Raw genomic sequence first — 21,545 nt, 5'->3', positions numbered from 1 at the left:
TTGCGCAAACGTTTGCGCGAGATTTGTTTTAGTCGAAAAAAATGAGCTCGCGATAAACGCGAGCTGCTTATTTGATATTTTACTACAGACGAGCAAGAAGGATTTGTGCTTGCTCTACCATCTTCTTGCGCCCGAAGATTAGGTGGCGACGCTTACCACCAACTTGACGCCAAAGAACTGCACTACGAATGCCAGATAACAACAGCGCACGAACTTTGTGTTGGCTTGCCGTCTGCTGCAGTACAGATGGCGTGCCCGTTACTTGAATGCGTGGGCCAATAGGGCTAACGACATCCAGATAGATGCTCGCTAAATTGCTGATCATTTGATCGTCTAGTAGCTCAAAGTGCTCTGACTGACGCTTGGCCATTTGAATACGATCACCAAGCTGAGACATAGCATCGTTTCGAGAGCTTAACTTACGTTCTAACGCCATTAAACTAATAATGTAACGAGTAATTTCACTGCCTGATGGTGTGCTATCAATCCCTTTAACCAAGCATTCTAGGCCGAGCTTTAGATCGGCTTCGCGACCGAATACGCCAACTGTGTTAGCAGGGTTAGTGCTCAAAATAGCGTTGATTGATGTTTCAAAAGCATCTTGATCACAATGTCCGTTTCTCGCTACCTGTTGAACTAAAGCAACAGCTTGGCAAATCCCAGCGAAAGCGATAGTACGGTCATAAAGTGTATTCGCCACGTAACGACTCCTAAGCTTGAGAATATTTAATGCGTTGCTCGATGATGCCGCCACCTAGGCACACGTCACCTTTGTAGAACACTGCTGATTGACCTGGAGTTACAGCAATTTGTGGCTCGTCAAAGATAACTTTAATGTTTTCATCATCGATAGGGATGATTGTACAAGGAATATCTTCCTGACGGTAACGAGTTTTCACTGTGCACTTCATAACATCGCGAATTGGCTCACGATCTACCCAGTGAAGTTGTGATGCAAGTAGACCTTCTGATTTCAACATTGGATGGTCTTTACCTTGAACGGCAATCAAAACGTTACGTTCTAGATCTTTCTCACCAACGAACCATGGGTCCTCGTTACCACCGCCGCCTTTACGGCCACCAATGTGTAGACCTTTACGCTGACCAAGTGTGTGGTACATCAGGCCTTGGTGTTGACCAATCACTTCGCCTTCTGGAGTCTCGATATTACCAGGCTGAGCTGGAAGGTAGCGACCTAGGAATTCTGTAAACTTGCGTTCGCCGATGAAACAAATACCCGTAGAGTCTTTCTTCTTCGCCGTGATTAGATCTTGCTCTTCCGCGATGCGGCGTACTTCTGGCTTCTCTAGGTCACCAACAGGGAATAGGCTACGTGCGATTTGCTCGTTGCTTAATGTGTACAGGAAGTAGCTTTGATCTTTGTTGCCATCTAGACCACGTAGCATCTGTGGTTTTTCACCGTTTTCTGGGAAAGAGCGACGCACATAGTGGCCCATTGCAATGTAATCAGCATCAAGTACTTCATCAGCGAATTCTAGGAATGCTTTGAACTTGATTTCTTTGTTACAAAGAATGTCAGGGTTCGGAGTACGGCCAGCTTTGTATTCAGCAAGGAAGTACTCAAATACGTTATCCCAGTATTCGGCAGCAAAGTTGATAGTGTGTAGGTGGATGCCTAGCTTGTCACATACTGCCTGAGCGTCAGCAAGATCTTCTGCCGCTGTACAATATTCTTCGTTGTCATCTTCTTCCCAGTTCTTCATGAAAAGGCCTTCTACTTGGTAGCCTTGCTGCTTTAGAAGATACGCGGAAACAGATGAATCAACGCCGCCGGACATACCGACGATGACTTTCTTTTGGCTGTTATCAGACATTACTAAACACCACTTAAATAAACGGGATGCAGATTCTATCAGAATCCACAGACCGGTGACAGATCCGAGATCGAAATCACAATTCGTTTCGCTGGATTTTTCTTCAACAAAGATTCGAACGAGTAATTTCGCAAGTATAGAAGAGGTATATATGGCATAGTTGGCCAAAATCCAAGAGGAAACACCAAATGACAGAAGAAAACCAATTTATGCAAGAAAGTGAGTTGATTGAAATTGTTGAAAATCAGCTCGAAGATGGCAACCCGCTTAAAGTAAAAGAAACCCTTATGCGTTTAATGATGACTGGCACACCACGTGAAGATGCGGTTGCGATGATGGCATGTGCGATGTCAATTGAGATTTTTGATGTGATGAAGAATGAAGGTGAGTTCAACCTAAAGCGTTATAGCGAGCACCTTGAGCAACTACCAGATCTCAGCTTTATGGAAGGTGAATAAGCCACCTAAAAGAAAAAAGTAGTCAGCAAACGTTTGCTATAATCGCTTTTATTGCTGCTTTATTATTAGCGGTATAGAATCCGCTCTCCTTTTCATCCCCTTACTCAGACTGACAATATGAAATTTCCTGGACAACGCAAATCGAAGCACTATTTTCCTGTTCATGCTCGTGACCCGCTGGTGAGCCAAGCACAAGAAAGCAAGAAGATGACGCGCACTCACATCATTGGTATTGACCAAACCTTGGTTGATATTGAAGCAAAAGTTACAACGGATGTGATTGAAAAGTACGGTCTGAGTAAAGGTCACTCTCTGGTTATCGATGACGAAAGAGCAGAAGAGTTATACCAGCAACTGAAAGAAGAGAACTTGATTACCAATGAGTATGCGGGCGGTACAATTGGTAACACGCTACATAACTACTCCGTGCTAGCGGATGACCGCTCCACACTACTTGGAGTGATGAGCCAGGATATTAAGATTGGCAGCTACGGTTACCGTTATCTTTGTAATACATCAAGCCGCATGGACTTGAACTACCTACAAGGTGTAGATGGTGCAATTGGCCGTTGTTTTGCTCTTATCACAGAAGACGGTGAACGTACTTTTGCTATCAGCGAAGGGCAAATGAACCAACTCCATCCTGATAGCATTCCAGAGAAAATCTTTAAAAATGCATCAGCACTTGTACTGACGTCATATCTAGTACGTTGCAAAGACGGCGACCCAATGCCGGAAGCAACAATGAAAGCAATTGAGTACGCGAAAAAGAATGATGTGCCTGTTGTTCTGACTTTAGGCACAAAGTTTGTTATTCAAGATGACCCTAAATATTGGCAAGAATTCATTCGAGATAACGTTTCAGTCGTTGCGATGAATGAAGATGAAGCAGAAGCACTGACGGGGGAATCTGATCCACTTGCTGCGTCTGATAAAACATTGGAGTGGGCTGATCTAGTATTGTGCACGGCGGGTCCTGTAGGTCTATTTATGGCTGGGTATACAGAAGATAGCGCGAAGCGCGAAACTTCTTTGCCATTGCTTCCAGGGTCAATTGCTGAATTTAATCGTTATGAATTTAGTCGTCCGGCGAAAAAAGACTCATGCGAGACGCCAATAAAAGTGTACTCGCATATCTCGCCATATATGGGTGGCCCAGAAAAAATTAAGAATACAAATGGCGCAGGTGATGCCGCGTTATCTGCGGTTCTTCATGATATGGCAGCAAATAAATACCATAAAGAAAATGTGCCTAATTCAAGCAAGCACAGTAACGAGTATTTAACTTACTCTTCTTTTTCTCAAGTCTGCAAATACGCAAACCGCGCGAGCTACGAAGTTCTCGTGCAACATTCACCACGATTGTCGCGCGGACTTCCTGAGCGAGAAGATAGCCTAGAAGAAGCATACTGGGAACGTTAATACGAAGCGGTTTAATTAACTATTCTGTAACTAAAGTAAAAGGCGCATTAAGAAATGTGCCTTTTTTATTTGTAATGGTTTAAATAAAAAAGGCTCCCTATGGGAGCCTTTTAAAAATAGCACGGATCTAGATTAGAAACTCATCCAGAGATTTACCTGCATCAAGTTGCTCTTGAATTGCCGAAGGTGTACGACCTTGGCCAGTCCAAGTTTTCTCATTACCGTTTGAATCTGTGTATTTGTATTTAGCAGGGCGAGGTGCGCGCTTCGCTTTGCCTTTCGTCTTAGTTTCGCCAGATAGCGCAGTAATAAGTGCTTCCACGTCAATACCGTCTTGAGCGATTTTCTCAGCAATCTCTGCAAGCTTAGCTTCTTGCTCTGCTTGTGCTGCGCGTTCTGCTTCTTCTGCTTCACGACGCTCATCTACGACAGTAGTGAGTTTATCTAGAGCTTCTTCCAATTGTTCTAGAGTCAGCTCACGAGAAAATGCACGAAGGCTACGGATATTTAGAAGGGTTTTAGTCAGCTCTGACATAACGATTCCTATTAAAAGGTTAATGTGTTGGGCACTTTTTATCGTTACGATTAAATAATGCCAATCTATAAATAAACAAAGAGTCCTTATATTTAACTTTATCTTTTCCTTATGTGCAAATGCTAAATCAAGATTTTGTTTAAATTTGACTATTTTTTAAAGCAATTAATATTATTACACTCGAAATAAATCATTATTAGATGAGAACTAAAATCAACAATCATTATTGTATAGAGAGAGCGACAGCTTGGTTTTTTATAAAAAAATTTGAGTTATTACTTAAAAATATGAAGCCTCCATCTTTAATGGTGTGTCATATATCCTTAATTTATTGATATAAGATAAACCATGATATTTCTAAGGTAGTAATAATGTTTCATAAATAACATGATTGATGTGATTTCAGTTGCACAAAACTTATGGAAGTAGGCAAGGTTTATAAATTATCTCAGTCATTATTTATTTGTTTAATTTAGTTTGATGTGTTGCATTGACTCTCATCATAAGTACAATGGCTGCCACCTGATGCAATATTGCAGACAATTTGTTGTTAATTTGTACAGTTAGTGGTTAATTGTTTGTTGTTGCCGTAGAGGCGCGGTCTCGAAGAGTAGCTATTATTGGGGTGATGCCAATGAATAATAGTGGAAGGCGAAGATTGCCGAAGTAAGTAACTCATCAAAGTTACTTGCTGGGGTTGTATCTGAAAGGAACAACACTGCCATAGTATATATTCACATTAAACTATGGAGCGCTACTGTAGGGTTGGGTGGAGTGTTCGCTTCCCTGTCGCTAAGTTCAACATGAGCACGTATCGTATGCTACGTGACTTGTCTGCAGTAGATCTCTAGCCAAACTTTGGTTTTTGAAGATCATGAATTTAATAGATTTTTCTAGTTCTCCTGTTTCATTATTGCCACCTATTGTCGCTTTGACTTTGGCGATTTTGACTCGACGTGTATTAGTTTCCTTGGGTGTAGGTATCGTGCTAGGTGCGGTGCTACTTAATAGCTGGTCTATCAGCGACACCGCAGGTTACGTCAGTTCTCAAGTTTCTTCTGTCTTTATTGAAGATGGCGGAATTAACACTTGGAACATGAGCATTGTTGGTTTCCTAATCTTATTAGGTATGACAACAGCTTTATTAACGCTATCTGGCGGTACTCGTGCTTTTGCTGAATGGGCACAATCTCGAGTGAAGAGTAAACGCGGCTCCAAACTTCTTGCCGCCTTTTTAGGCGTATTCATTTTTGTCGATGATTACTTTAATAGCCTTGCTGTTGGTGCGATCTCTCGCCCAGTAACCGATCGCTTTTATGTGTCTCGCGCTAAGCTTGCGTACATTCTAGACTCAACCGCTGCTCCAATGTGTGTAATTATGCCTGCTTCTAGCTGGGGTGCTTACATTATTACTATTATTGGCGGGATCTTAGTCTCACATGGGATCACAGAGTATTCGGCTCTTGGCGCATATGTTCGTCTTATCCCAATGAACTTCTACGCCGTTTTTGCGCTGCTAATGGTGTTCGCTGTTGCGTGGTTTGGTCTTGATATTGGTAAAATGCGTGAGCATGAGATCTCTGCATCGCAAGGTCGTGGCTTTGATAAAGACAAAGAAAATGACTCGCAAGAAGCGCATGACCTAAACGAAGAGCTAGATATCCGTGAAAGTGAAAAGGGTAAAGTGTCAGATTTGATACTTCCTATCGTGACGCTGATTATCGCGACTATCGCTTCAATGCTTTACACGGGTGGCCAAGCATTGGCTGCTGATGGTAAGGAGTTTGCGCTTCTTGGTGCTTTTGAAAATACAGATGTAGGTACATCACTAATCTACGGTAGCTTGCTTGGCTTAGCAGTTGCACTGTTTACTGTTGTGAAGCAAGGTCTACCAATGGCTGAGATCGCACGTACACTTTGGATTGGTGCTAAGTCTATGTTTGGTGCGATTCTAATCTTAGTATTTGCCTGGACCATTGGCTCTGTTATCGGTGATATGAAGACTGGTACTTACCTTTCGACAATGGCGCAGGGAAATATCAACCCTCATTGGCTCCCAGTTATCTTATTCCTGCTGTCTGGCCTGATGGCGTTCTCAACAGGTACTTCATGGGGTACGTTCGGCATCATGCTTCCAATCGCTGGAGACATGGCTGGCGCAACAGACGTAGCGCTAATGCTACCGATGCTGAGTGCGGTTTTAGCTGGTGCGGTATTCGGTGACCATTGTTCACCAATCTCAGATACGACTATCTTGTCATCGACGGGTGCACGTTGTAACCACATTGATCACGTATCAACACAGCTACCTTATGCATTATCAGTCGCGCTTGTTTCATGCGTCGGCTTTATTGCCCTTGGTATGACTGCTTCAATAGCGTTCTCGTTCATTGCAGCGTCGATAACATTCATTATCGTTTGCGCTATTTTGTCATGGCTTTCAAAGTCTAAAATAGCGTCTTGCCAGAGTGCGTAATTCACTGATTTAAAAAGTAAATTTATAGGAGGCTTCGGCCTCCTTTTTTATTTGTATTATACAATTCGAATTTTTTTAAAATTAAGGGTTGAAAAAAGTAATCAGCTTGGTTAGTGTTGTTGGTAACAAAGCAAATGAGAAGAGCCTTGAAATAAGTATGCGTAATTTTGTAATGAACATTCATCACCATCATCACCCAATCTAGTCTTTCGGGCGATGTACGCATACCCGGGAGGCAGGAAACTCCCGGAGGTAAAATCAAAGTAAAAGCAGATTTTAAACCCTCGGGAGACCTCAATCTCCCGAGGGTTTTTTAGTTTTATTAGTTTGAAAAATACTTAGATATCAAAATCTTGCATAGGGACAAAGCAATGCAAACACAACGTTTAAGAATCGCAATTCAGAAAAAAGGTCGTCTTAGCAAAGAGAGTCAAGCTCTACTAAAACAGTGCGGCGTAAAGTTCAACGTAATGGGCGAGCGTTTAGTTGTCCATTCTGAAAATATGCCAATTGATTTACTCTTGGTTCGTGACGACGACATCCCAGGTTTAATTATGGATGGCGTGGTTGACCTTGGCTTTATTGGCGAAAATGAACTAGAAGAAGTTCGCCTTGACCGCAAAGCATTAGGTGAACCCTGCGAGTTTGTTCAGCTTCGTCGACTTGATTTTGGTGGCTGTCGTTTATCTATCGCAATCGACAAGGACGAAGAGTACAACGGTCCACAAGACTTAGCTGGCAAGCGTATTGCTACAACGTATCCTCAACTTCTAAAAGCGTACATGGATGAAGCCGGCGTTCCATTCTCTACATGTATGCTGACAGGCTCTGTAGAAGTTGCCCCTCGCGCGGGTCTCGCTGATGCTATCGCTGATTTGGTTTCTACAGGTGCAACACTGGAAGCGAACGGCCTTAAAGAAGCTGAAATTATCTTTAAATCAAAAGCGACATTGATTCAACGCACAGGTGAGTTCGACGCAGACAAAGTGGCGCTAATCGAAAAGCTGTTAACTCGCATGCAAGGCGTGCAGCAAGCGAAAGAATCTAAGTACATTATGCTTCACGCCCCAGCAGAGAAGTTAGATCAAATTAAAGCACTACTGCCAGGTGCTGAAGACCCAACTGTTCTTCCTCTTTCTGCAGATAAGCAGAAAATGGCTGTTCACTTGGTGAGTTCTGAAAACCTGTTCTGGGAAACAATGGAACAGCTGAAAGAGTTGGGCGCAAGTTCAATTCTCGTTCTACCAATTGAAAAAATGATGGAGTAAGCATCATGAGAACAGTCGTTTGGCAATCATTAAGTGAGAATCAGCAAGACTCTATTTTGGAGCGCCCTGCTATTGCAGAAGGTGCCAATATCACCACTGCTGTGGCCGAAGTTATTGCTAAAGTTCGAGAAGAAGGTGACTCTGCTCTTATTGAGCTGACCGAAAAGTTTGACCGTGTTAAGCCTGAATCCATTCGTGTTTCTTCTCAGGAAATTAAGGCAGCGTCAGAGCGTTTGTCAGAGTCAATGAAGAGCGCACTAGAGCAAGCTTACGCCAATATTTCTAAGTTCCACAAAGCGCAAAAGCCGCAACCGATCAAGGTGGAAACCCAGCCAGGTGTCCTTTGTGAACAAGTAACACGCCCAATTCAAAAAGTGGGTTTGTACATTCCTGGTGGCAGTGCGCCTTTGCCATCGACTGTTTTGATGCTCGGCGTTCCTGCAAAAATTGCAGGTTGTCGTAAAGTCGTTCTTTGTTCTCCACCCCCAATCGCTGATGAGATTTTGTACGTAGCGAAACTGTGCGGTATTGATGAAGTGTATAACGTCGGCGGTGGCCAAGCGGTTGCTGCAATGGCTTACGGCACAGAGACTGTATCTAAAGTTGATAAGATCTTTGGTCCAGGTAACGCTTATGTGACAGAAGCAAAACGTCAGGTAAGTAATGATTTCCGCGGTGCTGCGATTGATATGCCTGCAGGGCCGTCTGAAGTGCTTGTGATTGCCGATGAAACCGCAGATGCAGACTTTATCGCTGCGGATCTTTTGAGCCAAGCAGAGCACGGTCCTGATTCTCAAGTGGTACTTGTGACTCCTTCTCCTGTGATTGCTGATCAAGTGACGGATGCGGTTCAACGTCAGCTTAAGGAGCTATCTCGTGCAGACATCGCAGAAAAGGCTCTGGCATCAAGCTTGATCATTATTTCCGAGTCGATGACGCAGTCAGTTTCTATTTCCAATTACTACGGTCCTGAGCACTTGATTGTTCAGACTAAGAACCCTCGTGAGCTTCTACCTCTACTTGATAATGCAGGCTCTATCTTCCTTGGAGATTGGTCGCCTGAATCTGCGGGAGATTACGCATCGGGGACTAACCACGTCCTTCCTACTTACGGTTACACACGTACTTATTCAAGCTTAGGTTTGGCGGATTTCTCTAAACGAATGACGGTTCAGGAGCTTTCTGCTGATGGTTTAAAGAACCTTGCACCAACGGTAGTCACGATGGCTGAAGCGGAAGGTCTGGACGCTCACAAACGTGCTGTTACTATCCGCGTAGAAAAATTAGCAAGTAAGTAAGAATAAGAGAGTAATGAGATGGAAAAGCTAGCGCGTAAACAAGTCCAACAGCTTACCCCTTATATGTCGGCTCGCCGAATCGGTGGTACGGGTGACGTATGGCTAAATGCCAACGAATCACCATTTAACAATGAATACAAAACAGACTTTGCTCGTCTTAATCGTTACAGCGAATGCCAACCGAAAGAACTGATTTCCGCTTACGCAGCGTATGCGGGTGTTAAACCAGAACAAACACTGACTTCTCGTGGCGCAGACGAAGGTATTGAGTTGTTAATTCGTGCATTCTGTGATCCGGGTGAAGATGCGATTCTTTACTGCCCACCGACTTACGGTATGTACGCCATCAGCGCTGAAACCATTGGTGTTGAGCGCAAAACCGTGCCGCTAACCTCAGATTGGCAACTCGATCTTGCAGGCATCGAAGCTAATCTGGATAACGTGAAGCTGGTTTTTGTATGTTCGCCAAACAACCCAACGGGTAACTTGGTTAAGCGTGAAAACATTGTGTCTCTGCTTGAGATGACAAAAGACCGTGCAATTGTGGTGATGGATGAAGCGTACATCGATTTTTGTCCAGAAGCGTCAACGGTAGACCTACTGGCGCAATACCCGAATCTTGCGATTCTGCGTACTCTGTCGAAAGCTTTTGCGCTTGCAGGTCTGCGTTGTGGATTTACGCTTGCGAACGAAGAGCTTATTAATGTACTTCTTAAAGTTATCGCACCTTACCCAGTCCCAGTTCCAGTGGCAGAAATTGCGACTCAGGCGCTTTCGGAAGCTGGTTTAGCACGAGCGAAGTTTCAAGTTCTCGATTTGAATGCAAACCGTGCTTACTTGCAAGTTGGCCTTTCAATGATTCCGGGTTTGGAAGTGTTTGAAGGGTGGGGGAACTACCTATTGGTGAAATTCCCAGATGGCGATGACCTTTTCAAAGCGGCTTGGGATACGGGCATTATTTTGCGTAACTCGCCAATTGAAAACTGTGTGCGTATCAGTGTGGGTAACCGTGACGAGTGCGAAAAAACGCTTGGATTTATCAGAAACTACTACGCATAAATAGAGACAGAATTTATCGCTCTCGCTCAATAGCGGGAGCGCCAAAAGAATAGCAATAAGGAAGTTCGAGTGAGCAAACAACAAAAAATCCTTTTTATTGATCGTGATGGCACCTTAATTGTCGAGCCGCCGATTGATTTTCAAGTAGACCGTTTAGATAAACTAAAACTGGAACCATTTGTTATCCCAAGCCTGTTGTCGTTGCAGGATGCAGGATACCGCCTAGTGATGGTAACGAACCAAGATGGTTTAGGTACCGACAGCTACCCACAAGCAGACTTTGATGCGCCACACAACATGATGATGGAGATCTTTGAATCTCAAGGTGTGAAGTTCGATGATGTGCTGATTTGTCCTCACTTTGATGAAGACAACTGCTCTTGCCGTAAGCCTAAATTGGGCTTAGTAAAAGAGTACCTTCAAGACGGCAAAGTTGATTTCCAAAACTCTGTTGTGATTGGCGATCGTAAAACCGATCTTCAACTTGCAGAAAACATGGCAATTCGTGGCATTCAATACAACCCAGAAACCATGGGTTGGAAACAGATCTTGAAAGATCTGACGGTGAAAGCGCGCGTGGCTGAAGTGGTCCGCACCACAAAAGAAACAGACATCAAAGTATTAGTTAACCTTGATGAGCATGGCGGCAATGACATCTCAACTGGTCTTGGTTTCTTCGACCACATGCTGGATCAAATCGCGACGCACGGTGGATTCCAAATGGTGTGCAAAGTGGAAGGTGACCTGCACATTGATGATCACCACACGGTAGAAGATACCGCTCTTGCGTTGGGTCAAGCGTTGAAAGAAGCACTGGGTGACAAGCGTGGTATTGGTCGCTTTGGCTTTAGCCTTCCAATGGATGAGTGTTTGGCACAATGCGCACTAGACCTATCTGGTCGTCCTTACCTTAAGTTCGACGCGCAATTCAGCCGTGAGCAAGTGGGTGATCTTTCAACAGAGATGGTAGTTCACTTCTTCCGCTCTCTGACTGACACCCTAGCGTGTACGCTGCACCTGTCTTCTGCGGGCAACAATGATCACCACATCATTGAAAGCTTGTTTAAAGCGTTTGGTCGTACTTTGCGCCAAGCAATCAAAGTAGAAGGCACTGAGCTACCAAGTAGTAAAGGCGTGCTTTAAGGTTAACCTTAGCAAGGAGAAAAACAGTGACAGAACAGAAAGTTGTCATTATCGATACTGGCTGTGCCAACGTATCTTCGGTGAAGTTTGCTATTGAACGCCTAGGCTATGACGTAACTATTTCAAAAGATCCGCAAGTCGTATTGTCGGCAGATAAGCTATTCCTACCGGGGGTGGGAACCGCCAGCGAAGCGATGAAAAACCTAGAAGAGCGCGATCTGATCAGCTTGGTAAAACAAGTAGAAAAGCCGCTGTTAGGTATCTGTTTAGGCATGCAACTGTTGGGCAAAGTGTCTCAAGAGAAAGGGCAGAAAGCCGACGAGTTGGTTGAGTGTCTTGGGCTTTGTGATGGCGAAGTGAAGCTACTACAAACTGGCGATTTGCCGCTGCCGCACATGGGTTGGAACACGGTCTCTGCAAAAGCAGGTAATCCACTTTTCAAAGGTATTGAAGAAGGAGAGTATTTCTACTTCGTGCACAGCTTTGCGATGCCAGTTGGGGATTACACGATTGCGGAATGCGAGTACGGCAACCCGTTCACAGCAGCAGTACAAAGCGGTAACTACTACGGCGTGCAATTCCACCCTGAGCGTTCTTCAAAAGCGGGCGCGAAGCTTATTCAAAACTTCTTAGAATTATAAAAGGGATTTAGTGTGATTATTCCAGCTCTTGATTTAATTGAAGGACAGGTGGTTCGCCTTTATCAAGGTGATTACGGCCAAGTAACCGAGTACAAAGTCGACCCAGCAGAGCAATTCAACTTGTATCACCAAGCGGGTGCTAACTGGCTGCACTTGGTGGATTTAACTGGCGCGAAAGACACGACAGCACGCCAACTTGATTTGATTGCAACGCTACTAGCAAGCACGCCAGCGAACATCCAAATCGGTGGCGGAGTGCGTACCGAGCAAGACGTGATTGATCTGCTAGAAGCGGGTGCTCAGCGCGTTGTGGTTGGCTCTACAGCAGTAAAACAGCCAGAGCTTGTGAAAGGTTGGATGGAAAAATACGGCTCGGAGAAAATCGTTCTCGCGCTAGACATCAACATCGACCAAGACGGCACACGTAAAGTAGCGATCTCTGGTTGGCAAGAGGATTCAGGCGTGACTATCGAAGCTCTGATCAACGATTACCTGACGGTAGGTTTGCAGCATGTGCTTTGTACAGACATTTCTCGTGACGGTACGCTAGAAGGCTCAAACGTAGAGCTTTATGTCGACCTATGTAAACAGTACCCACAAGTGCAGTTCCAATCTTCAGGCGGCATCGGCTCATTAGCGGATATCGAAGCACTAAAAGGCAGCGGTGTGGCTGGCGTGATTGTTGGTCGCGCGCTGTTAGATGGTAAGTTCACAGCAGAGGAGGCATTTGCATGCTGGCAAAGCGAATAATTCCATGTCTTGATGTCCGTGATGGACAAGTGGTAAAGGGCGTTCAGTTCCGCAACCACGAAATCATTGGCGACATCGTTCCTCTGGCACAGCGTTATGCGGAAGAAGGCGCTGACGAGCTTGTGTTCTACGATATTACCGCTTCAAGTGATGGGCGTGTCGTTGACAAAAGTTGGGTCGCTCGCGTTGCTGAAGTGATTGATATTCCCTTCTGTGTCGCTGGTGGTATTAAATCAGCGGAAGATGCAGCGCGCATTCTTGAGTTTGGTGCAGACAAAGTGTCTATTAACTCACCTGCATTGGCTAACCCGCAACTGATTACTGACCTTGCTGATAAGTTTGGTGTGCAATGTATCGTCGTTGGTATCGATTCATACTACGACAAAGAGACAGGCAAGTATCAGGTTTACCAGTTTACTGGCGATGAAGAACGCACCAAAGCAACTCAATGGGAAACACGTGATTGGGTGCAAGAAGTACAAAAGCGTGGCGCTGGTGAAATCGTACTGAACATGATGAACCAAGACGGCGTACGTAACGGCTACGATATTGAACAACTTAACATGGTGCGTGAAGTGTGTAACGTGCCATTGATTGCATCGGGTGGGGCAGGTGCTATGGAGCATTTCGCAGAAGCCTACCAAAAAGCAAATGTGGATGGCGCGCTTGCCGCATCGGTATTCCACAAACAAGTCATCAATATTGGTGAACTAAAGCAGTATTTGAAACAACAAGGCATTGAGGTACGACTATGAGTGTGAAAGCCGCCGAAGTAAGTTCGCTAGCTGAGCGAATCAACTGGGAAAAGGTGGATGGTCTGGTACCTGCCATCGTACAAGATTTCCAATCAAGCCAAGTGCTGATGATGGGTTACATGAACCAAGATGCGTTGGCAAAAACGGGCGAAACAGGTCAAGTGACGTTTTTCTCTCGTACCAAGCAGCGTCTTTGGACGAAAGGTGAGACCTCCGGCAACGTATTGCAACTAGTGAACATGCAGCTCGATTGCGACAACGATACGCTACTGGTGAAAGTGAATCCCATTGGTCCTACGTGTCACTTGGGTAACACAACTTGCTGGGATGTGGACCCTCAAGAGGAGTCACAAATGGTGTGGCTTCATCAACTTGAGCAGCTATTGGCTGCCCGCAAGAGTGCCGACCCAGATTCCTCTTATACTGCCAGTCTTTATGCCCGTGGCACCAAGCGTATTTCGCAAAAAGTGGGCGAAGAAGGCGTTGAAGTCGCGCTTGCGGCGACGTCGGGCGATAAGGCGGAGTTAGTGTGTGAATCTGCAGATTTGATTTATCACTTAATGGTATTGCTTCAAGACCAAGGCTTATCGATGAATGACGTAGTGAATAAACTGAAAGAGCGTCATAAGTAAGCTTGCGATAAGTGAAAGCCCCTATGCTCTCGAGCCTAGGGGCTTTTTACTTTAGTGTTCTTGATTCGGGGCAAAAACCGGCAATAGTGCTGGTGGCGATTAGATTCTGAATCACGCTCGTCCCTCGCTGTTCAGAATGACGGTATATTTTCTAATGGTACTTGCAGTAGAGTTATTTACTTCAAATAGGTACATATATTCACGTCACTCCAACGAACCTAGGCGAAGTCAAGAATCCAATTAAATCGAGCTCAATAAGCTAGGAGTGGATGATCTTACCCACAACACTTCTTAAATTTCTTACCACTTCCACAGATACACGGGTCGTTACGACCTACTTTTAGGCTACTCACTGGTTGGTTTAGGCGAGGATCTTGTTCTGGTTCTTCTTCTAGCTCTTCTTCTGGAAACGTGCCGTCAATGTAGTACCAAAGCCCATTTTCTTTTACAAAGCGAGAACGCTCTGTCATGCAGTAGCGTTTGCCGTCTTCGTCAAAGTAAGCGTTGAATTCAACAAAACCTTCATTCTCGTTACAACCCGCTTCAGCTTTCACTACCTCAAGCTTGCACCAATCGCTGTCGATAGATTGGGCAATGCCTTCACGTTGCTCTTCTGCATTACAGCTTGGGTGGTATGTGTTCACCACGTAATCCACTAGACCTAACACATGCGCGCTGTAACGAGAGCGCATTAGCTGCTCCGGAGTGGTGACGTCAGCGTGGTTATTGTGGGCAATTTCACAACACTGTTGGTAGGTGCGGTTAGAGCCGCAAGGACAAGAAGAAGCCATAAAATGAAATCTCGATTAATTAAGCGGTAAAAACAAACAACCCCACATAAGTGAGGTCGCAGGTATTCTTTGGGGCATTATAGCCATTTAGGGCGTTTGAGACAGCAGTTCTTGAGCCCATTCCGTCGATTGATTAAAAGCGTCTGCTAATTGAGGTTCGGTTAATTTAAGAACGGTGCAATATCGCTCGGCTAACTCCCAGTCCGCTTGTTCGTAGGCGATCGTCATCGAAAGTAAGTGACCAAGTACGCCTTTTCGACTGGTTAATGCGAGTTTTATATCTTCGTCAACGGGGATATCTTCAATGACATCCGAGAGCGGTTGATCGAGCAAAGATCCGAGCAAAGAAAACATGCCTGTCAAAAAAGCCTGCCCAGGGTCATACCTAGTGTTCATTTGACTAAGTAGCAGTTCACACATTCGTGCACGCTGAATCGCTAAAGAGTAAAGAGAGTCAGGTTTATCTTCTTGAACGGAGGCAATTGCAACTAAGGAAATAAAGCGTCGTAGTCGCTCTTCACCCAGATAAATAAGCGCCTGTCTGAACGATTTGATCTTAGTCGTTAATGTATATCCTGAATTTACGTAAGTAAGCAGCTTGTATGACAGCGTCACATCAATCGAAAACAGACGTTCAACCTCATTGAAGTCGATGGGCTTATCTGCAATCTCTTTACAAAGTTGGATGACGGTAAGAAACGCGGGGTTCAACCGTTTTTTCTGGATCATCTCAGGTTTGCTAAAAAAATACCCTTGAAAATAGTTAAAACCGGCTTCTAGAGCTTGCTCAAACTCTTCATAGGTCTCTACCTTTTCCGCAAGAAAGTCGATTTTAAATGGGCTCAACGCCTGAATAAAAATGGCAGCTTTCTTGATCGGCACAAGTCTAATATCAAACTTGATCATGGAAACGTATGGAAGAAAACGCTTCCAAGCTTTCGTCGGAACAAAATCATCCAGAGCAATTTTGTATCCGCACTCATGAAGGTGCTTGATGGCTTCTAACAGTTCTTCTGTCGGTTCGCAGTCTTCAAGGACTTCAATGACGAGAGATTCTTTAGGAAACAAAGTTGGGACCAAGTTCACCAAGCTTTGATGCGGAAAGTTAACAAAGCCAAGTTTGTTTCCTAATGTGTTGTAATGCGTCGATAAAAAATGATCGGATAGCAGTCGACTAGTAGCCAGCTCTGGTTCTACTTCAGGGAAGGTATTTTTAGGGCCGTCTCGAAAGAGGAGTTCGTAACCTATGGTTCGTTTTTCTCTATCCAGAATCGGTTGGCGAGCTACGTAAGAATACTTCAATTAGGTACTTCGTTCTGTTTAACTTAGTATTATGATAATAGCGATTTTTTACAAAATATCTACGACTTGAGCGTGAATCTTCTACACGCTCTACATGCTTAACGCAAATTCTGTATGAACGGTCTCGTTTGTAGGTCAAAACTATCAGAATTTACTTTTAAAACTGAGCCTTGCGTATACCAATCCCCTAAAACAATTCGGGTCTTTTTAACGCCATCAACGTCAAAAAAATGTGTGTTCGGGCGATGTGTGTGACCATGAATCATTAAGTTGACGCAGTTCTGAGACATTACTTTCTCGACCTCATTTTGGTTGACGTCCATGATATCTAATGACTTGCTCATTTTATCATCACGAATATCGGATTGAACTTTTGAGACAATTTTCTTCTTAATGAACCAAGGAATACGGTTAAACAACCATTGTAGCCATGGCTTGTGAACGGTTTTTCTAAACTCTTGGTATTTCACATCGTCAATGCAGAGCGTATCGCCATGTAGGATTACGGCTTTTTGACCATAAAGATCAATCGTGCAGACATCGTCGAGTAATGTCATACCGGTTTCTTTGCAAAAGCGTTTGCCGAGTAAAAAATCTCGATTGCCTTGGATGAAAAAAGTTGGCACACCCGCATCCGTCAGTGCTTTAAATTCTGCGCGGATTTGGTCTGCAAAAGGGGTGTTGTCATCGTCACCAATCCAGAACTCAAACAGATCGCCGAGTACATAAAGTGCATCAGCTTTTGTTGCTTCTGTTCGCATGAACGTCACAAAACATTCCGTGATATCAGGACGTGATGGGGTAAGGTGAAGATCGGAAATAAATAATGTCGTCATAGAAATAAGGGGAAGCTATGCCTCCCCATTAACTTATCTTTTAAAAATAATTCCTAAGAATTACTCTTCAATTGTTGTACCAGTGATTACTACGTCTTCTAGAGGTACGTCTTGGTGCATGCCGTAAGAACCAGTGCTAACGCCTTTGATCTTATTTACGATGTCCATGCCTTCGATTACTTCACCGAACACACAGTAACCCCAACCATCTAGGCTTTCGCTACGGAAGTCTAGGAATGTGTTGTTGTTTACGTTGATGAAGAACTGAGAGCTTGCTGAATGCGGCTCCATAGTACGTGCCATAGCAAGTGTACCCACTTTGTTGCTAAGGCCATTGTTTGCTTCGTTCTTGATAGGTGCACGAGTCGCTTTTTCACGTAGACCAGACTCCATACCACCACCTTGGATCATGAAGCCGTCAATAACACGGTGGAAAAGCGTGTTGTCGTAGAAACCGTCGCGGCAGTACTGAAGGAAGTTTGCGCTTGTCTCTGGCGCTTTCTCTTCGTTTAGTTGAATCTTGATGTCACCAAAATTAGTGTGAAGGGTGATCATGCTACTTTCCTTTACTGTGTTGTGTTGAGCCCGAGATTCTAGCCTAAGTTCTAGTGCTTTAAAAACTCAGGAAGAGGAAATTCTTCGTTTTGTGCTTGAAGTTTAGCCGATTATCGTTTTATCGGTTAATTGCTATTACCTAACTAGGTTGGAGTTGATATACTCATCTTCTTTTATTCATTCACAATCATAGATAGAGATCATGTTAAAGATATATAACACACTCACAAGACAGAAAGAGGAATTCAAACCAATTACAGCTGGCAAAGTCGGTATGTATGTCTGTGGAGTTACCATCTACGATCTCTGTCACATTGGTCACGGTCGCACTTTCGTCTCTTTTGACGTTGTATCACGTTACCTTCGCTACTTGGGCTACGATCTGACGTTTGTACGTAACATCACAGATATCGACGATAAGATCATCAAACGTGCCGCAGAAAATGGTGAGTCTTGCGATTCATTGACTGAGCGTTTGATTGGTGAAATGCACGCTGATTTTGATGCGCTGAACATGAAACGTCCGGACGTTGAACCTCGTGCGACACAGTTTATTGCTGAAATCATCGAATTGGTTGAGAAGCTAATCGAGCGCGGTTTTGCATACGTTGCAGATAACGGTGACGTAATGTTTGAGGTAGGTAAATTCAACGAATACGGCAAGCTTTCTAAGCAAGACCTTGATCAGCTTCAAGCTGGCGCGCGCGTTGATATCGAAACAGCAAAACGCAGCCCTCTAGACTTTGTACTTTGGAAGATGTCAAAGCCGGGTGAACCAACGTGGGAGTCACCATGGGGTCCAGGTCGTCCAGGTTGGCACATTGAGTGTTCAGCAATGAACTCTTCAATCCTAGGTAACCACTTCGACATTCACGGCGGTGGTTCTGACCTTCAGTTCCCACACCATGAAAATGAAATCGCACAATCATGCTGTGCACACGATACACAATACGTGAACACATGGATGCACAGCGGCATGGTAATGGTAGATCGTGAGAAGATGTCTAAATCTCTAGGTAACTTCTTTACTATCCGTGACGTTCTTGGTCACTACGATGCTGAAACAGTTCGTTACTTCCTAATGTCTGGTCACTACCGTAGCCAGTTAAACTACAGCGAAGATAACCTAAACCAAGCACGTGCTTCGCTTGAGCGCCTGTACACATCTCTACGTGGTTTGGATCTAAATGCTGCTCCTGCTGGTGGTGAAGAGTACGTATCTCGCTTTACAGCAGCGATGAACGATGACTTCAATACACCAGAAGCGTACTCAGTACTGTTCGATATGGCGCGAGAAGTTAACCGCCTGAAGACAGAAAACCTAGAGAAAGCGAGCGAACTCGGTGCGCTAATGCGTGAACTGGCTGACGTGATCGGTATTCTTCACCAAGATCCTGAAGCCTTCCTAAAAGGTGATGCGGGTAACGATGATGAAGTGGCTGAAATCGAAGCTCTGATCAAGCTACGTAATGACTCTCGCGCTGCGAAAGATTGGGCGAATGCAGATATGGCTCGTGACAAGCTGACCGAAATGGGCATTGTTCTGGAAGATGGTCCAGAAGGCACAACGTGGCGTCGTAAGTAATTGAATTTTCATTTTTAAAGGGCTGATAATTCAGCCCTTTTATTTTCCATTTCCATAAATTAAAACTTTAACTTTAGGTAATGCTCTGTGGCTCAGATGTATTTCTATTACTCAGCAATGAATGCGGGTAAATCAACAACGCTTCTTCAATCCTCTTTCAACTATCAAGAACGCGGCATGACGCCAGTTATTTTTACGGCTGCGCTAGATGATCGTTTTGGTGTCGGTAAAGTGAGCTCTCGTATTGGTCTTCAATCTGACGCACATTTATTTCGTCAGGATACCAATTTGTATCAAGAGATCGCAGGTCTGAATGAGGTTGAAAAACGTCACTGTATTCTTGTTGATGAGTGTCAGTTCTTGTCGAAAGAACAAGTTTATCAACTTACTGAAGTCGTTGATAAGTTGCATATTCCAGTATTGTGTTACGGCCTTCGCACCGATTTTCTAGGCGAACTTTTTGAAGGCAGTAAGTATCTATTATCTTGGGCAGACAAGCTGGTTGAGCTCAAAACAATCTGCCATTGTGGCCGCAAAGCGAATATGGTTATTCGTACCGATGAACACGGCGTGGCAATTAAAGAAGGCGATCAAGTTGCGATCGGCGGTAACGATAAGTATGTCTCCGTATGCCGCCAACATTACAAAGAAGCGCTCGGTAAATAAGCCGTATTGATACAGAAAAGCCACCGTACTTGGTGGCTTTTTGTTGTCGGTTAGAAAAAGCTAGCCTAAGTCAAAACCAAACCGCTCGAGTAAAACCTGGTAAGAAGATTCAACTTGATGAGGGATGTTCTGCTTGGTTTGAAATCCTTTCTCTGGATAGCTTTTTACGCGAGAGAAATCTTCCATTAGTGCTTCTAGCACCATCATTAATGGCATGTCTTCATTAATGTATTCAAAAAATGGAAGAGCCGCAGAGCTTACTTGGAGCTGAGTGTAGGGTGACTGCCACTGTTTTTCAAATGTCGCGATTGCTCTACGCTCCATAAACGGTTTTTGTACCAGAATAAACGAGAAACACTGTTTTCCTTCCTCTTTTAATCGTTGCTCAGTAAAGCGAACATTTTCTCCACTGTTTGTGGATTCAGTTTCGAGCAAAATTGCTTCACTTGGAACGCCCGACATCTTTGCAATCTCGGCAAAGGTTTCTGCTTCGCTTTTTTCAAACAGTCCATCTGTGAAGCGACCTTCACCCCCTGAAAATACAATCAAAGGTGCCAACTTTTGGTGGTAGAGCTTGGCAGCGTGCTCCGCTACACGCACATCATTACTGCACATCACAAACAAACAGTCCGCAGGCTTCAGTTTATGTTTGAGTTGCATGTAATCCCAAAGCGTTTCTATATGTCTATAGAGTCTCATAGCGCATCCAAAGTTGAATTGAAGTGAAATCGATAACCAAGTGAGAGTAGTTTGTCAGCAAGAATACGCTTGTCAGCTTGCTCTGTGACGGGTGGAAGAGGTATCTCACTTCCGATTTTGTTTATGGCAGCTTGGTAGAACTCAGCCTTGCTGACAGTATGAGGTGTCGTCACATTAATGACTTGGTTGCTTAAATTGCCTAAGGCAAATTTCGCAGCCGAGACAGCATCATCTTGATGAAGCATATTAGCTGGTGCTTTACGACTAACTTGTTGAAGCCTTGCTGCAAAGCGAGATGGGTGTCTATCTGGCCCGATTAATCCGCTACAACGTAGAATAACAAAGCTAATATTCGAGTCGATAACATGCTGCTCTGCTTGAAGCATAATACGTGCATTATCAGAGAAATAAGGGCTTTCGGCTGCTAAAGAGAGTGACGCGTCAGCTTCTTCCATATCGGAAGCAAGGTTAGGGTAAACCGTGGTAGAGCTGATCATGAGAAGTTTTTCAACGTTGTTTTGCTTAGCTGCGTTGGCAAGTATTTGCCATTGCTGGGCATATTCTTGACCGCGTCCTTTACGAAACCCTGGAGGAAAAGCACCGATAACGTGCGTAATTTGATGCTGTTTGAGCAACTCATCTAGCCGTGCTGTGGCGTTCAATTGATTGAAATCGAACAATGCGGAGTGAGTTAATGAGGTGGGTAACTCTTTTAATCGAGTTTGGCTACGACGAGTGACGACAACATAGTGTCCATCTTTCATCAATGTTTCTGCTAGCGGAGTTCCGAGCCAGCCTGCACCTACGATCAATGTATTTGCCATTTGGGTCTTCCTACT

General features: G+C 44.3%; 22 protein-coding genes, 1 riboswitch and 1 other annotated feature. Of the genes, 13 read left to right on the top strand and 9 right to left on the bottom strand.

Features of this window, described 5'->3' with window-relative positions:
- Positions 1 to 82: 82 nt before the first annotated feature.
- Both hflD and mnmA read right to left on the bottom strand, forming a co-directional pair.
- Positions 83 to 700, bottom strand: a complete 618-nt coding sequence (hflD, locus tag R7P36_RS02580) for a high frequency lysogenization protein HflD (RefSeq protein WP_005378194.1) — start codon at positions 698 to 700, stop codon at positions 83 to 85.
- Between the two features lie 10 nt (positions 701 to 710).
- Positions 711 to 1,835 (bottom strand): tRNA 2-thiouridine(34) synthase MnmA, encoded by a 1,125-nt coding sequence (gene mnmA, locus R7P36_RS02575; RefSeq protein ID WP_005378192.1) that lies wholly within the window; start codon positions 1,833 to 1,835, stop codon positions 711 to 713.
- Positions 1,836 to 2,023: 188 nt separating this feature from the next.
- Between mnmA and R7P36_RS02570 the strand changes: the two genes are divergently transcribed.
- Both R7P36_RS02570 and R7P36_RS02565 read left to right on the top strand, forming a co-directional pair.
- Positions 2,024 to 2,293: a hypothetical protein gene (locus R7P36_RS02570; RefSeq protein WP_005378190.1), complete on the top strand. Its 270-nt coding sequence runs from the start codon at positions 2,024 to 2,026 to the stop codon at positions 2,291 to 2,293.
- Between the two features lie 117 nt (positions 2,294 to 2,410).
- Positions 2,411 to 3,715, top strand: coding sequence for an inosine/guanosine kinase (locus tag R7P36_RS02565; protein WP_005378187.1), 1,305 nt, complete (start codon positions 2,411 to 2,413; stop codon positions 3,713 to 3,715).
- A 127-nt stretch (positions 3,716 to 3,842) separates the two neighbouring features.
- Here R7P36_RS02565 and R7P36_RS02560 read toward each other — a convergent pair whose 3' ends face one another.
- On the bottom strand, positions 3,843 to 4,250 hold the full coding sequence (locus R7P36_RS02560; protein ID WP_005378185.1) for an H-NS family nucleoid-associated regulatory protein: 408 nt from the start codon (positions 4,248 to 4,250) through the stop codon (positions 3,843 to 3,845).
- 582 nt (positions 4,251 to 4,832) lie between these two features.
- A riboswitch (Lysine riboswitch) is annotated at positions 4,833 to 5,015 on the top strand.
- Positions 5,016 to 5,124: 109 nt separating this feature from the next.
- On the opposite strand from R7P36_RS02560, the gene tet(35) reads away from it, so the two are divergent.
- The 9 genes from tet(35) (at position 5,125) to hisIE (ending at position 14,272) form a co-directional block, all read left to right on the top strand.
- Positions 5,125 to 6,726: a tetracycline efflux Na+/H+ antiporter family transporter Tet(35) gene (gene tet(35) / locus R7P36_RS02555; RefSeq protein ID WP_017634691.1), complete on the top strand. Its 1,602-nt coding sequence runs from the start codon at positions 5,125 to 5,127 to the stop codon at positions 6,724 to 6,726.
- A 180-nt stretch (positions 6,727 to 6,906) separates the two neighbouring features.
- Positions 6,907 to 7,044, top strand: a sequence feature (His leader region).
- Positions 7,045 to 7,097: 53 nt separating this feature from the next.
- Positions 7,098 to 7,994 carry an ATP phosphoribosyltransferase gene (hisG, locus tag R7P36_RS02550; protein ID WP_005378180.1) on the top strand — a complete coding sequence of 299 codons (897 nt, stop codon included), beginning with the start codon at positions 7,098 to 7,100 and terminating at the stop codon, positions 7,992 to 7,994.
- A 5-nt stretch (positions 7,995 to 7,999) separates the two neighbouring features.
- The gene (gene hisD, locus R7P36_RS02545; protein ID WP_033905089.1) at positions 8,000 to 9,292 is read left to right on the top strand and encodes a histidinol dehydrogenase; all 1,293 of its coding nucleotides are present in this window, start codon (positions 8,000 to 8,002) and stop codon (positions 9,290 to 9,292) included.
- Positions 9,293 to 9,310: 18 nt separating this feature from the next.
- Positions 9,311 to 10,351, top strand: coding sequence for a histidinol-phosphate transaminase (gene hisC, locus R7P36_RS02540; RefSeq protein ID WP_213899664.1), 1,041 nt, complete (start codon positions 9,311 to 9,313; stop codon positions 10,349 to 10,351).
- Positions 10,352 to 10,420: 69 nt separating this feature from the next.
- Positions 10,421 to 11,494 carry a bifunctional histidinol-phosphatase/imidazoleglycerol-phosphate dehydratase HisB gene (gene hisB, locus R7P36_RS02535; RefSeq protein WP_182038184.1) on the top strand — a complete coding sequence of 358 codons (1,074 nt, stop codon included), beginning with the start codon at positions 10,421 to 10,423 and terminating at the stop codon, positions 11,492 to 11,494.
- A 26-nt stretch (positions 11,495 to 11,520) separates the two neighbouring features.
- Complete coding sequence (hisH, locus tag R7P36_RS02530) at positions 11,521 to 12,135, top strand: imidazole glycerol phosphate synthase subunit HisH (RefSeq protein ID WP_005389830.1); 615 nt, start codon at positions 11,521 to 11,523, stop codon at positions 12,133 to 12,135.
- Between the two features lie 12 nt (positions 12,136 to 12,147).
- Positions 12,148 to 12,885 (top strand): 1-(5-phosphoribosyl)-5-[(5-phosphoribosylamino)methylideneamino]imidazole-4-carboxamide isomerase, encoded by a 738-nt coding sequence (hisA, locus tag R7P36_RS02525; protein WP_182038182.1) that lies wholly within the window; start codon positions 12,148 to 12,150, stop codon positions 12,883 to 12,885.
- The gene (hisF, locus tag R7P36_RS02520) at positions 12,867 to 13,640 is read left to right on the top strand and encodes an imidazole glycerol phosphate synthase subunit HisF (RefSeq protein ID WP_004749837.1); all 774 of its coding nucleotides are present in this window, start codon (positions 12,867 to 12,869) and stop codon (positions 13,638 to 13,640) included. Before hisA ends, hisF begins: the two co-directional genes overlap by 19 nt.
- Complete coding sequence (gene hisIE / locus R7P36_RS02515) at positions 13,637 to 14,272, top strand: bifunctional phosphoribosyl-AMP cyclohydrolase/phosphoribosyl-ATP diphosphatase HisIE (protein WP_005533681.1); 636 nt, start codon at positions 13,637 to 13,639, stop codon at positions 14,270 to 14,272. Before hisF ends, hisIE begins: the two co-directional genes overlap by 4 nt.
- Before the next feature lie 275 nt (positions 14,273 to 14,547).
- On the opposite strand, the gene R7P36_RS02510 is transcribed toward hisIE, so the two are convergent.
- The 4 genes from R7P36_RS02510 to R7P36_RS02495 all read right to left on the bottom strand — a co-directional run bounded on the left by R7P36_RS02510 (position 14,548) and on the right by R7P36_RS02495 (position 17,756).
- A complete protein-coding gene (locus R7P36_RS02510) occupies positions 14,548 to 15,063 on the bottom strand; it encodes a YchJ family protein (protein ID WP_005378159.1) in 516 nt (171 codons plus the stop codon).
- An 87-nt stretch (positions 15,064 to 15,150) separates the two neighbouring features.
- Entirely contained in the window at positions 15,151 to 16,365 is a 1,215-nt protein-coding gene (locus R7P36_RS02505; RefSeq protein ID WP_005378158.1) for an EAL and HDOD domain-containing protein, read from the bottom strand.
- 98 nt (positions 16,366 to 16,463) lie between these two features.
- The gene (gene lpxH, locus R7P36_RS02500; protein ID WP_005389817.1) at positions 16,464 to 17,201 is read right to left on the bottom strand and encodes a UDP-2,3-diacylglucosamine diphosphatase; all 738 of its coding nucleotides are present in this window, start codon (positions 17,199 to 17,201) and stop codon (positions 16,464 to 16,466) included.
- A gap of 60 nt (positions 17,202 to 17,261) precedes the next feature.
- The gene (locus tag R7P36_RS02495; protein WP_005378156.1) at positions 17,262 to 17,756 is read right to left on the bottom strand and encodes a peptidylprolyl isomerase; all 495 of its coding nucleotides are present in this window, start codon (positions 17,754 to 17,756) and stop codon (positions 17,262 to 17,264) included.
- A 202-nt stretch (positions 17,757 to 17,958) separates the two neighbouring features.
- On the opposite strand from R7P36_RS02495, the gene cysS reads away from it, so the two are divergent.
- Both cysS and R7P36_RS02485 read left to right on the top strand, forming a co-directional pair.
- Positions 17,959 to 19,341, top strand: coding sequence for a cysteine--tRNA ligase (gene cysS / locus R7P36_RS02490; protein WP_005378155.1), 1,383 nt, complete (start codon positions 17,959 to 17,961; stop codon positions 19,339 to 19,341).
- An 87-nt stretch (positions 19,342 to 19,428) separates the two neighbouring features.
- On the top strand, positions 19,429 to 20,007 hold the full coding sequence (locus R7P36_RS02485; protein ID WP_064353799.1) for a thymidine kinase: 579 nt from the start codon (positions 19,429 to 19,431) through the stop codon (positions 20,005 to 20,007).
- 60 nt (positions 20,008 to 20,067) lie between these two features.
- Here the strand turns inward: R7P36_RS02485 and R7P36_RS02480 are convergent, their stop codons facing one another.
- Both R7P36_RS02480 and R7P36_RS02475 read right to left on the bottom strand, forming a co-directional pair.
- Positions 20,068 to 20,706 (bottom strand): YdcF family protein, encoded by a 639-nt coding sequence (locus tag R7P36_RS02480; protein ID WP_064353800.1) that lies wholly within the window; start codon positions 20,704 to 20,706, stop codon positions 20,068 to 20,070.
- Complete coding sequence (locus R7P36_RS02475; RefSeq protein WP_064353801.1) at positions 20,703 to 21,530, bottom strand: NAD-dependent epimerase/dehydratase family protein; 828 nt, start codon at positions 21,528 to 21,530, stop codon at positions 20,703 to 20,705. Before R7P36_RS02475 ends, R7P36_RS02480 begins: the two co-directional genes overlap by 4 nt.
- Positions 21,531 to 21,545: the final 15 nt, after the last annotated feature.

Origin of the sequence: Vibrio sp. 397, from assembly GCF_033339395.1 — a bacterium.
GTDB lineage: Bacteria > Pseudomonadota > Gammaproteobacteria > Enterobacterales > Vibrionaceae > Vibrio > Vibrio alginolyticus.
This window is presented reverse-complemented; position numbering and strand designations above follow the sequence as displayed.